Source organism: Photobacterium sp. 53610 (assembly GCF_036409375.1).
In the GTDB taxonomy this organism is placed as follows: domain Bacteria; phylum Pseudomonadota; class Gammaproteobacteria; order Enterobacterales; family Vibrionaceae; genus Photobacterium.
Genome location: NZ_JAXOFS010000011.1, coordinates 17,789 through 30,343 on the forward strand (window position 1 = coordinate 17,789; position 12,555 = coordinate 30,343).

The following is a 12,555-nucleotide window of genomic DNA, read 5'->3' on the forward strand; positions in this document are numbered from 1 at the left end:
GATTAGCTATTCGACGAAATAACAAGAAAGAATAGATAAGAATGTTTTATAACTTTTTGGAAGAGAGAATCAGCAGAGAAGAAGAAAACGTGCCCAATCCGGAGACTGGGCAACACAGAGATCAGAAATGATCAGCGATCCGGACCTGATGGAAACCGACTTCAAACGCCCGCTCAGTGGCGGTATCAATGTCCCGGTAGCACTTTTCACTGCCAGCACCGTCGGTCAGGGTGACAAAGCCACCTCGGCGATGACGAAATTCCACCACCCAGCCGTTTGCCTGGAGAGATGGCTCAATAACCGCTTCTACAATTTCACTGTTGGCGTATAAACGCTGTAACTCGGTAATTGTCATCGGCCTGATTCCTGCGTGATTGCCCTTTTAAACATGGCTCATAACTGGAAAAACAGGCAACAAAAAAGCCATGCAAGGAGCATGGCTTTTTTCAGCATTGATAGGTCGATCAGAAATCGACTTCGACACCGGCAAAGAAACCGTCCAGTTTCACTTTGCCACCCAGCGGGTTGTTGATCGCGTCAAAATCGTAATCCATCACACGGTAACCACCGCGCAGGTTCAGATCGGCTGCTACCAGCGGAATCGTGTACTTCAGACCGGCTTTTGCATCCAGCGTGCTGGTGCCGTCGAATTCACCCACGTTACCTTCAGCAAAGGCAGTCAGCGGTGTCATCGGGAAACCAATCTCGACATTCCCGTAAACAGCAGGCTGCCACTCATCGTCGAACGTCTGAATATGGCCCTGAGCATTGTATTCACCATTGGTGAATTTGATCAGAGATACACCCACATCGACAGAAACCAGATCGTTATCCAGGATCTCGTAATAAGCAGTCAGGTCTGTTTGTTTAAATGCCACTGCATCCGCTTCGATATTGGCATAAGCAATTCGCGCATTTGGAATCAGTGGAACAAAATGTTCAAACGAGGCGTAGAACGAAGGAACTGTGTTATCGCCACCGTCTACAGCGTCGTTAATTTCAGCACTGCTAAACCACGCATCCGCGCCCACAGTACCGCCTAACAGCATATCAGCCTGGGCTGGTACAGCTGTCGCCAGCGCCACTGCTACGGCCGCTGCTGAAAGCATCGTTTTTTTCATTTTTGAGTCTCCGCTCGTTATCTTTTGCTTTGCTTTTGCTGCGCCAGACTATACCAGATGCTGTTTAAGAAAACCGCATTTCGTCAATGAGAATCAGGGATTTGGGTCAAGCTCACTTTTTGAACACGCTGTTATTTGCGTCTATGCATATCGCGATAACGACCGCTGCGATACGGGTTATCCCGACGTGCATTTCGATAGATCCAAACGCCAATCGCAATCAGGATAATCCATGGCAACAGCTTGATGACCACCCCCAGCAAACCTGCCAGCGCCATCACCACAAATCCGGCCGCGATGGCAACCATCATGCCCAGCAGACTGACACCCGTCATCACCAACACACCGGCAAATACCAGCAGAAATAAAATTTCAACCATTCCAATCTCTCCATTTACACCAGAAATTCTCAGACAGAACACAGTTCACCATGTTTCTGAGGATGATAATACAGATAACTTAGCAGGTTTCGGGCCAACCTCCCGAATTGAATCAAATCTTTATCTATCAAGCAGATACAAAAACGCCGCAACCCGAGGCTGCGGCGTCTTCAGCACAGATTAGCGAATTTCACCAGACCCTTCGGTTAAATTCACCAAATCGCTTTCATCCGGATCACACATCCAGATGTGCAGGAATCTTGTCCAGCGCCTGCTGTACCACCTCAATGCCTGCGCCCGGTTTGTGGGCATTCTCACTGATATGGCGACGCCACTGGCGTGCACCCGGCATATTCTGGAACAATCCCAGCATGTGGCGTGTGATATTGCCCAGATAGGACCCGTTCGCCAGCTGGCGCTCAATATAAGGATACATGGCCTCGACCACTTCGCGGCGCTTCTTGATTGGGCGATCACAACCAAAAAGCTGCTGATCCAGTTCGGCCAGCATATATGGATTCTGATACGCCTCGCGACCCACCATGACACCATCCAGATGTGCCAGATGCGCTTCAATCTCGGCCAGTGTTTTGACACCGCCATTGATTGCCATCGTCAGATGCGGAAAGTCCTGCTTCAGCTGATACACACGCGGGTAATCCAGTGGCGGAATTTCGCGGTTTTCTTTCGGGCTCAGGCCACTCAACCAGGCTTTACGGGCATGAATGGTGAAATTGTCGCAACCGCCTTTCTCAGACACAGTGCCGACAAAATCAACCAGGAACTGATACGAATCCTGCTCATCAATCCCGATCCGGGTTTTCACCGTCACCGGAATATCGACCACTTCACGCATGGCAGAAACACACTGTGCCACCAGATCCGCCTCGCCCATCAGACAAGCACCAAAGCGGCCGTTCTGAACACGGTCCGACGGGCAACCCACATTCAGGTTCACCTCATCATAACCGCGCTCCTGCGCCAGCCTGGCACAATGCGCCAGATCCGCCGGATTCGAACCACCCAGCTGCAATGCCAGCGGATGTTCTTCCTCGTTATACGCCAGAAAGTCGCCCTTGCCGTGAATAATGGCCCCAGTGGTCACCATCTCGGTGTACAGCAGCGCATGCTCAGACAGCAGCCGGTGGAAGTAACGGCAATGGCGGTCAGTCCAGTCGAGCATGGGTGCGACGGAAAAACGGCAGGAAGGGTAATCACCGGCAGTACCGTGATTTTGCTGTGTTTTTTCAGTTTCTTGCGTCATTCTGAATTTCCTGTAACTTCATTGAAATTGCCCGAATTCCGTTCACAGTACCCCTCACAGGCCCCCTTTCAGCATAGGACAGTGCCACCCCGATTCAGGTCAAGGCAGTCCATCCCGCCCCCGGCAGGCTGCGGTACAAAGCAACTCTCTTCGTTCAAAGCAGGGGCGCATTATACATACAGACAAGGAAAGTTTCAGGAAAAAGGAGAGGGGCTGGCCGCGTGCCAACAGTGGTTGCATGCACCCAACGCTCAAGAATGGCTGTCTGATGATGGTGAACTAAGTTGACCATTTTACTGAGGATGGAATTTATGTGTTTCACTTTGAAGGTCAGCTGATGGTGAAACGTCTGCAATTCTCCAAACATGGATTGCCAGTCACAAGCGACAACGACAACTACCAGCCGTGGGAACTAAGTAAAGAAGAGATCATGAGCAGTGATTTTGAAGTGATCGGTGAAGTGGTTTGGTCTGGGCAAAGGATGTAATTATTTCACAAATATAATAAATGCAAGTAACGTGAAAAATATTTCATTTACTTTAATCTCCTGATTTATTTATAAAACACAAGGCCTGCTATTAACAGACCTTTATACATGACACGTTAACACTTTATTTGTTTTAAACCTTTCAAATTTAAACATCCACCATAGATATATGGAAAATATAGAAACGACAGGCATACTTCCTAAATATTTTGGTTCCATGCCCCTGGACTCAAACAATTAAAGAATACTACATCAACATGGTTTCCTAGATAATCCATGATCATTTGATGCACTCGATTACAATATGCTTGATTATTGCCAAATACAGATACAGCGACTCTATTTATATTAGATCTAGAAAGTCTATTTAAAATATGAATATCATGCTCACCCAACCCCCAACCATAAATTGTTAAACTTTCACCAGAATTAGGAAGTACTTCACGATATACAGTGTTTAAGTAATGACTATTTTGTATGGATTTAATTTTTTGCCTTGATGTTCCCTCACTGACAAACAAAGGAATAAAATTACTTGACTCCCATTCACGTTGTATAGAACGTAATAAATCATGACCTCTTGCTTCTAGTTTAACTTCATTTTCTAGTACATCTCTAGCTAAAACTAAGCTACCATGAGGATAAAAAATCAAAGTGTTTCGTTGTTCAATTCGGCCAAATGGCTCTCTAAATCTTTGCCAATCTTCATCAAATTCACCATCTATAAAGCAATCTTTAAAAGTATGTCCATTTGCTTCCCTATTGGATTTCATTATTACCCAATAAAGCGATAAATCATAGTTGAGAGAAAGCACCGTTCTAAATGGGCTCAAAAAACCAGATATATTGTCAAATTGGTCTTCTACTTCATTATACTCAGGGTGAATGCTTCTCACTGCTTGAATCAAGCAATTACGAACGTGCTCATAAGCATGTCTAGTTTCATCATCAACGATATTTAATGCTAAATTCACTCGATTTGATTGCCATACTAAACGTAGAATCAACTCAAAATCATTAGTATCAAAATAGTCGAATAACTGCTGAACTTCTTGAATAAGCAACCCATTATCAATTGCATGCTGTCTCAAAGATCCGTAATCGAATACGTTATCGATGGCTATTGATGCCCCATTTCCAAGTAAAACAGTATCTTGAAATTGTTCAGATATATCTAACCAGTTAATAATTTCATAAGGCATTTTATATCCTCCTTGACCTTTATAGCTTTATTCGACTCGTTCAGAGGACGAATAGAAAACTGATAGTGTAAATGAAATATATTACACAATCCTTATAAATCAAGCAGGATAATACTCAAAGGCGTATTGAGTTAACATTTATGCAATTTAACATTGAGACAGATTTCAAAAAACGGATAGTTCAATATTCGCATCTTAGTCAGTACCCCTATAGTACCACTCAAAACACCTAAAACCGCTAATAGTCTGAAAGTCCGTTCAATCGAGCATTGAATCGATAAAACGGAAAGATACATTGTGATATAGGTAAATCTTTTCAATCTCTCACATCATTAATATTCCCCAACGCTCCTCTCCCTCCTTCAGCGCAGAACAACGACCGTCGAACCACACGCCACTGGCAACATCCACCGACGGGTTAGTCGTTCAGAAACGGGCGTTGTGAACAGTCAGGTCATCAAGCTCGCGATCAAAGATAAAGCAAAACCAAGCTTTGGTGCCTCCCGCTTTCTTGATATTATAATCAGTAGCTTAGACAACAGAACGCCAGTGAGATGCTTCAATATGCACGCATGCTTTTGCTGTTCTGACAATCAAATTTGGTCGTTATGTTGAAGCTGTGGGGGAATTTGATAAAAAACGGGATTTTTCAGGTTCAACTTTCAGATTTTCGTGTAGAACAATTCATTGTCGTGATGAGTCATCTTCCGGACATATCTATGCAAAATGTGACCTGAAAGCGGGAAATTCGTGTGTTGTCATGCTCCGCCATTCACCCTTTGCTTCAACAATGATGGGAAGAAATGCACGCTGAAGGGCTTTTCCCTTGCTGCACCGCCGGGATTTCACGGCAGGAAGGCATAGGGTTTCTCTCATTTGACAAGGTATCCTGTGGAAAGAAAAACAATAACACTCACCGCCCTGGCTTTCGCTGATGCACCCACAACATCGATTTCCGGGCCCATTGAAGTTTTGTCTGTTGCTGCGCAGCTTGCCGGCGCACCTGAGCCGGTCATACACATTGTCACTCAGGACAACCAGCCTATCCGGGGACTTGGCGGCGTCATTGTCTCTCCGACCATTGACATCGAAAAAGTCCGACAGACCGATATCCTGTTGGTCGGCTCCCTCGGTTTTCCGGACACCAACTTAGAGACGCTGGAAGATGCCACCCTGGACTGGCTGAAACAATTTGAGTCGCACGACATTCCGATCGTGTCGATCTGTTCCGGGGCGTTTGTGCTGGCCAAAGCAAAAATGCTGGAAAACCGGACCGCCACCACGCACTGGCACTTTGCCAATCTGTTTCGCGATATGTTTCCGAACACCCGGTTGCAGGTGGATCGACGCGTGACCTGTGATCATAAGCGTTACTGTACGTCGGGGATCAGTGGCTATAGTGATGTGATGATGCTGATCGTCGAGCAGGTTTTTGGCCTGACGATCCGTGAAAGCTGCCATCAGTTTGTCTTTGGTGATACCGATCAGGTTCAGCAGAAAGCGCTGGCGAACTTCATCCCCTATCGCCAGCACAACGATACGCTGATTCATCAATTGCAGGACTGGATGCACAGCAGCCCGACACTTGAATTTTCGGTCAATGTGCTGAGTCAGCGGGTTCACCTGAGTGAACGGCAGATGAAACGTCGCTTTAAACTGGCCACGGGGCAGACGCCGATTCAGTATATTCAGCAGATCCGTTTATCCATCGCAAAAGACAAGCTGGAGAAGACCAAGCAAACCATTGAGGACATCAGTCGTGAAGTCGGATACGAAGACGTCCGCTACTTCAGGGAGTTGTTTAAAAAGTCCAACGACATGACCCCGCTGGAGTACCGGAAGCGTTATCAGCGCTAAAGCTAACAACAAACAGAAAGGCCGTGATTCCTCACGGCCTTTGTTCTTTCATCAGAAGGTGTTCAGGATGTCTTTTTCAGACTGATCCGTGATCTGATCCAGACCTTCCATATAAGCGCCGATCGTAAACGCGGTCGCTTCCATGGCTTTACACATGGCCGTTATCTTTTCAACGTAGTGCTTCACTTCATACAGACTCATCGCCGCATCTTCCCGGCTTTTCACCAGAGCACCCAAAGCGGCTGCATTGGACGGATCCTGCAGATACTTCTGACTGCTCAGGTTCATCTGCTCTTTCCGTGCGTTCAGAATCTCCACCGACTGTTTCAGCTTATACAGGTTACGCTGAATCTGCGGCCCCAGATCAGCAATGTCTTTTGCCTGCCATTTGGCCTTTTTACGGTTGTACTCCTGCTTGCCCAGTTTGGCTTCCAGCACCTGATTGTTGCCCGAGGTATACTCACCCTTTTTCCGCGCACGGCGTTTCGCGGTGAATTTACCGACCGCGTACTCTCCGGCTTTGATGCCCAGTTTGGCGATCTCTCCCAGCGGTACCACGCTCAGCGGTACTTTCGCCAGTTTCATCGGATTCTTCTTCAGCGAGCGGGCCATATCCTGGGCTTTACGCTGCATTTTGTAGAGGCGCTCTCCCTGATGCTTGGCATAGATTTGCTGTGCGCCGGTCAGCCAGGCCTGACCTGTCTTGCCCTGCAGCTGTGAACTCCGGTCCGCAGCCAGCACACTCGGCGTGGTAAACGCAGAGACGCTGTTGGCCGTTTTCTGGCTGACGTACATGTGGAACTTCTGCTTGACCTCTTCCACCGCTCTGGTTTTTTCTAATTTGCTGAAACCCAGCTCAATTTTTTCTACCGGAATATCAATGGCCTGACCGAGCGGCGAGTTGTCAAACACCCCGGTCGTGAAATCAAACGCGCTGTCTCCGATGGCGACGCCGTTAAACTCACCGGTCGTCGCCTGGTCGTAGATGGTTTTGCCTAAGGAAGTCGCATTTTGTAAATCATCTATCATATCGTTGTTCTCTCAGAATATTGAAAATCGGCTACAACACCGGCCCGGACGCCCCGAATCGTCCGGAGTAAAAGGCGGTCATGCACCAAAGGCATGACCTGATCGATGATTTTCATCAGCGCGTACCAGTCATCTCCCGTGTGCACCAGCCCTTCCCCATTCATCTGCTGCGGCGAGGCGAACATGGGTGTCGCCTGCCACTCAGAGAGCGCTTCCCGGGAAGTACCGATGCGATGACTTGCACCGAAATCGATCAATCGAATCGTTTGTGTTGCGGGAACATAAAGTATGTTCGAGGGCTTGATGTCCCCGTGTACCCAGCCCCGACCGTGACAGTGCTGAATCACTGACACGATCGCGGGCAAAACTTTCATAAACAGCACCAGATCCGCTTCGCCGAACGTACTCAGCGGCACCGCATCGGGATCAAAGGCCAGCGTTAACATCTGCGCGTCCGGATCGATTGAAATCACACGCTGTATACCGGGTCCGCGGCACTCATTCAGTGCCGCCCATTCCTGCCACATGGCTTCCGGTGACGCATAGCGCTTCACGTAAGTTTCTGTTTCACCAGAAGACCCGGCATGTCTCAGCGTTCTTTCAACCGCATTCATCACAACTGCTTCGGCAGGTTAAAGTGCGTGAACAGAGATTTATCCAGCGTCTGGCCGGAATCACGCAAGGTGTAATCCAGCACGATATTGTTCTCACTGATCCTGTAATTCAGCTTGCGCACCAGACGGCTCGCCGTCGCGCTGCTGTCCCCGTCAAACAGTGCCCGGAACAGCGCCCACTGCCCGGTGTACGATTGTGTCGCCACCCGGTTATCGCCTTTATAGAAATTCGCGCTCAGATACCCGTCGACCCCGGTGGTCGGCCAGTCCACCTCACGCCAGACCCGTGGGCCGTGTTTGTAAGTGAACACGCTTTCGGCTTCGCGCAGCTGAAACTCGGTGACATCCGTGCTCATCGAGCTGGCTTTCAGACTCAGTTTCAGCGCCAGTTCCTGACCGGTCGGGCCAAAGAACGTTTTGCTCAGTTTCTGTGCCCGTTGCAGCTGCTGACGGCTGTTCTGGCTGATCGGCAGTGTCTCGCCATCCACTTCGTGCAGCTTCAGAGCGCCGTTATCCCAGTAGACAAACGGCTTGAGGAACTGATCCACGAACTGCTCCACCCGACCCTGCGGTTTGAAGAACAGCGCAAAATCGTTCAGATTCACTTCGCCACGCCCCTGCAGTGCGAACGGGAAGCGGCCTTCAATGGCAGCCACATAGAACTGATACACCTGTTCGTCCCACTGCTTGTTCAGGTAACCCGCGCTGCCGGTCACCACCTGATGCCACGCCTGAGCGCTGATGTTTTTGGTCCACTCGGCAACCGGTCCCGGCGCTTTGCTGCCCAGTCGCTGGAAAGCCACAATCGCATCCTGGCTGCCTTCCGCATGCGCCAGTGCATAACCGTGGAATGCCTTGCCCGGATTGGCACTGGACAGCGCCGAGTCATAGTAGGTGTTGAGCCCGTCAAACTGTTCAATCAGACCATCGAGCGGCACGGCATCCCCGGCTTTACCGCTGCCGTTGACATAATTGGCAAACGACAGGAAAGCCTCATTCACCACAAACGAAGGCTGCAAACGCAGCAGCTTCTCACCGACGGCACGGTTGAGTTTGTCCGCCTTACGCAGACCTTTGGCCGCCTTCTTCAGCCCCAGCTGACTGGCCACCCGCGCATTGCCTTTGGTATCAGGCTGCTCTTCAACGGCCAGCGTGGTATTCACCACCACAGCATCCAGCACATCCAGAACCGGGCTGGTCGCCGGTTCACGCGCACTGCGAAGCGCGTAGGCGAATTCCACCGGGCTGTTGAACTGGCGGATATGGATGTTGTTGATCAGATCTTTCCAGTAATAGATGTAATCTGCGAAATAGAGTCGCTGAATCTGTTTGCTCAGATCGGTCAGCTCTGTGATTGACGCACCGGACATATCCCCCTGAATCGCTTTGAACTCGCTCAGTTGCCGACGCAGCAGCTCAGACTTGGCGCTCAGATCGATCTGGCTGTATCCCTGTTTGGTAAAGATTTCCGGGATCAGATAACCGTGAAAACCGTCAGAGAAAGCGAACATGCTGTCGAATTTCTCTCCCAGCTGGCGGCGGATATCCACCTGAGCACGGTATTCCGGCAGGCTTTTAATCCGGGCATAGATCAGGCGCTCAGGCGACAGCCCTTCCAGATTATTGGTCGCGACGGCAATCAGCTCATCGTTCGGTGCCAGACGCTGGTCGTAATCACTGTTGAACAGATCTTCAATCAGCAGAGACAGCGTATTGATATCGTCTGAAGACACATTGCCCTGATCTTTCAGGTTATCCAGCAGATAGGTCTGCATGCCCTCAATATCGAGCTGCTGACGGTCAAACAGCATCTGGTAGTAACGCAGGATCTCAAAAATTTTGCTCGGGTTGCCGAGGTTGACGTAGACATACAGCTCGCTGCTGATCAGCTCTTCCAGCTTCGGCAGCAGGATCAGGTTCAGCTGCTCCTGATAGGTCCGGTAAATACGGGCCGCAGTATCGCCCTGTTTGATACTGACCCGCTGATACCAGGCTTTCGGCTGGATGCCTTCTACGGCCACCGTCCGCAGTTCATTCAGCACAGCGATCATATCCGCCATGGCGTAGTTCTTTTCCAGACGCTGCAGGTCACTGCCGTATAAACGCAGCTGAGTCATCGCGTCGGCGCGCCACCGCTCATCCTGATTCCAGTTGTCTTTCAGGACCAGACTCGCCGCAGACAACACGCCGACGACAGCCACAACGGCCAGTGAACGGAACGCCAGATAACCGGTATGACGCCATTCATTCACCCCGGTAATAGTTCTCTCCGGCAAAATCACATTCCGGAACAGGCGCGAGGTAAAGAAACTGCGACGGCCCGGCAGCTGCTCCCGGGTGCTCTGCGAGTTGAACTCGGCACGTTCGGCCACTACCTGAGTCAGCAGGTCGTGTTCCGACCCTTTCTGTCCGGATGAAAGCAGGTAAGCACCGCGAATCCAGACCGCTTCACGCACCCGGTTCTCACGGCCGATGTCGGTCAGCAGTTCATTGACCCGCTCAAAGAAAATCCGCAGCTGATAAGGCAGCGCAATCACGGAACCGGACTTCTCGCTGCTGATATTCCGCAGCAGTTCAAACTGCTGTTCCGCCAGCGTTTTCAGCAGCGCTTTGCCTTGCAGTTCAAAATCATGCTTGTTGTAACGACGATCGGCATCGCAGGCGAATGTCACGCCAAACGGGTTCTCAACATCACAGCCGGAAAATCCTTCGAAGAATTCGATAAAGTCGGCAATCGCGTCCGCTTTGGAAAAGACACTGTAGACCGGCAAATGAATGTTGAGCGCGCCGCCCATCGACAGCGCCGCTTCCTGATAAATACTGGCCAGCTTCTGACGGGCTTTGCGGTCCCCTTTAAGCAGACGGTCGCAGCCAATCACGGTTACGATCCCGTTCAGTCCCTGACGGGGCCGGTACTTCAGCAATTGCTGAGCCAGCACCTGCCACAAAGCTTCATCAACCCCTTCGCTGTCGAAAATGCGGTGACCGGCTTCGATCACCACCGCATGGTCGTTACTCCAGAACCGCAGATACTGCTCGGTATCGCTGTCTTCCAGATGACGCTCCGTCACCGGCTCAAAACCGTTTTGCAGCAGCATGGCGCTTTTGGCGTCTTTCTCACCGCCCAGCAACAGATACCACGGCAGGCTGTACACACTTTCCAGCTTATTCCGGCCGTGGCCGCGAATTTTCTTCGTCGCCAGGCTGAAGAGTTGCTGGATCACGCTGGTGTCCTGTTTCAGCAGCACCTGCTGGTCGTGCAGCGCCTGATCCTGCGGTACATTGCGGGCCTGTTTCCACCACCAGAAGCTCACCAGCCCGATCCCCAGGAAGGTCACCGCCAGGGCGACCCACTTCAGCCACTGCGGTGCCGTCTCCGGCAGCCACAGCCAGAGCGCAGTGCACACGGCAACCATCACGACAGCCAGTATCAATGCGAGTATTTTCTTGATCATCTTATTTCTGCGCTCTTCTTATCGTCGCGTTGAGATCCAGGCGAACATTGAGCTCATTCTTCAGCTTACGGATCGCCGCCAGATTGTCGCCGGCGCGAATGAACAGCTCGATGCCGTGAGATGTTTCGCGGGTAAACGAATCGTATCCGCCCTGTTTCAGCTCGGATGCAAGACGCACCGCATCATCCGCACGGGAAAACACCGCCAGCACAATTTCCCACTGCTGGGCCGTCTCTTTCTCCGGTTTGGCGGCACTGGCCGTCAGATCCGGCGGGGCACGGCCAATGTCTTCATCCGTACTGAGATAAACCAGTTCCTGTTCCGACCGCTTGAGATTCACGCCGGACATATCAATGGTGCTGAACTGCTCCAGAATTGGCTGGCTGCGGTTGTAGTACCAGTATTCGGACGCACCATAGCCCGCCGCAGCAATCAGCGTCGCCAGTCCCAGGGTTTTCCCCATGCTCAGCATGCGCCATGGCTGTTTGCCTTCGAGCAGCTCCGGCGTCCGGGGCACCGGCAGCGCACTTTCACTGCGGTAATGACGGATCAGTGCATACACGTCAGATTTGATTTCGTGCAGCGGACTTTCGTCATCATGGCGGTAACGGCCTTTGAAACCAAGCATCAGCAACACGTACTGCAACTCAATAAAATCAACCAGTTTGCCCGGTTGCTGACTGGCTTTTTCCAGCAGCGCGAAAAAGGCTTCCCCGCCATTGCGCTGGGAAAACACTTTGCTGAGCAGCGAATGATTCTCCCAGCGTGCCCGCTCTCCCCACGAGGTGTAGAGAATGGCCTCATCAAAGGCGGCGCAGAGCACAAAGCAGCTTTTATCAATGATGCTCGGGTGATATTCCAGATACAGCCCGCGCTGACGGAACAGCGCAATGGCATCCAGCAGTTTCTGACGGAACCGGTCGATATCGCGCGGCGACCCCTGACGCGGTACCGTCACCAGAATTCCCAGCAGCTCCGTCGCAGCATTGAGTAACGGGCTGCCGTACACCGCAAAGCTTTCAATCAGACGTTCCGTCCCGGAGATGTCTGCCTGACTGGTTTTGGCCACGCGCTGCGTTCGTGCCGGATTGTCCGCGACGCGGCGGATCTGAACCGTGGGTTCTTCGTTAAAAAGTCCTGCCACAA

General features: G+C 50.9%; 11 protein-coding genes. 2 read left to right on the forward strand and 9 right to left on the reverse strand.

Annotation, left to right across the window (positions count from 1 at the left end; genetic code table 11):
* Positions 1–121: 121 nt before the first annotated feature.
* The 4 genes from SPK40_RS19100 to dusA form a co-directional block, all read right to left on the reverse strand.
* The gene (locus SPK40_RS19100; RefSeq protein ID WP_036755575.1) at positions 122–355 is read right to left on the reverse strand and encodes a hypothetical protein; all 234 of its coding nucleotides are present in this window, start codon (positions 353–355) and stop codon (positions 122–124) included.
* Between the two features lie 109 nt (positions 356–464).
* The gene (locus tag SPK40_RS19105) at positions 465–1,121 is read right to left on the reverse strand and encodes a TIGR04219 family outer membrane beta-barrel protein (protein WP_330961559.1); all 657 of its coding nucleotides are present in this window, start codon (positions 1,119–1,121) and stop codon (positions 465–467) included.
* Positions 1,122–1,252: 131 nt separating this feature from the next.
* Entirely contained in the window at positions 1,253–1,501 is a 249-nt protein-coding gene (gene pspG, locus SPK40_RS19110) for an envelope stress response protein PspG (protein WP_248144865.1), read from the reverse strand.
* A gap of 235 nt (positions 1,502–1,736) precedes the next feature.
* Positions 1,737–2,765, reverse strand: coding sequence for a tRNA dihydrouridine(20/20a) synthase DusA (gene dusA / locus SPK40_RS19115; protein WP_330961560.1), 1,029 nt, complete (start codon positions 2,763–2,765; stop codon positions 1,737–1,739).
* Positions 2,766–3,078: 313 nt separating this feature from the next.
* Between dusA and SPK40_RS19120 the strand changes: the two genes are divergently transcribed.
* Complete coding sequence (locus SPK40_RS19120; protein ID WP_442957594.1) at positions 3,079–3,252, forward strand: S24 family peptidase; 174 nt, start codon at positions 3,079–3,081, stop codon at positions 3,250–3,252.
* Positions 3,253–3,452: 200 nt separating this feature from the next.
* Here SPK40_RS19120 and SPK40_RS19125 read toward each other — a convergent pair whose 3' ends face one another.
* Positions 3,453–4,454 carry a DUF4917 family protein gene (locus tag SPK40_RS19125; protein ID WP_330961561.1) on the reverse strand — a complete coding sequence of 334 codons (1,002 nt, stop codon included), beginning with the start codon at positions 4,452–4,454 and terminating at the stop codon, positions 3,453–3,455.
* An 891-nt stretch (positions 4,455–5,345) separates the two neighbouring features.
* On the opposite strand from SPK40_RS19125, the gene SPK40_RS19130 reads away from it, so the two are divergent.
* The gene (locus tag SPK40_RS19130) at positions 5,346–6,311 is read left to right on the forward strand and encodes a GlxA family transcriptional regulator (RefSeq protein ID WP_248144236.1); all 966 of its coding nucleotides are present in this window, start codon (positions 5,346–5,348) and stop codon (positions 6,309–6,311) included.
* A gap of 51 nt (positions 6,312–6,362) precedes the next feature.
* Here the strand turns inward: SPK40_RS19130 and SPK40_RS19135 are convergent, their stop codons facing one another.
* Genes SPK40_RS19135 through icmH form a run of 4 tightly spaced genes read right to left on the reverse strand, consistent with a single transcriptional unit; the run spans position 6,363 to position 12,553 of the window.
* Positions 6,363–7,340, reverse strand: coding sequence for a hypothetical protein (locus tag SPK40_RS19135; RefSeq protein ID WP_330961562.1), 978 nt, complete (start codon positions 7,338–7,340; stop codon positions 6,363–6,365).
* Positions 7,337–7,954: a protein kinase domain-containing protein gene (locus SPK40_RS19140; protein WP_330961563.1), complete on the reverse strand. Its 618-nt coding sequence runs from the start codon at positions 7,952–7,954 to the stop codon at positions 7,337–7,339. The genes SPK40_RS19135 and SPK40_RS19140 overlap by 4 nt, the downstream gene beginning before the upstream one ends.
* Positions 7,954–11,409, reverse strand: coding sequence for a type VI secretion system membrane subunit TssM (gene tssM / locus SPK40_RS19145; RefSeq protein WP_330961564.1), 3,456 nt, complete (start codon positions 11,407–11,409; stop codon positions 7,954–7,956). The genes SPK40_RS19140 and tssM overlap by 1 nt, the downstream gene beginning before the upstream one ends.
* A 1-nt stretch (position 11,410) precedes the next feature.
* Entirely contained in the window at positions 11,411–12,553 is a 1,143-nt protein-coding gene (icmH, locus tag SPK40_RS19150) for a type IVB secretion system protein IcmH/DotU (RefSeq protein WP_248144240.1), read from the reverse strand.
* Between the last annotated feature and the right edge of the window lie 2 nt (positions 12,554–12,555).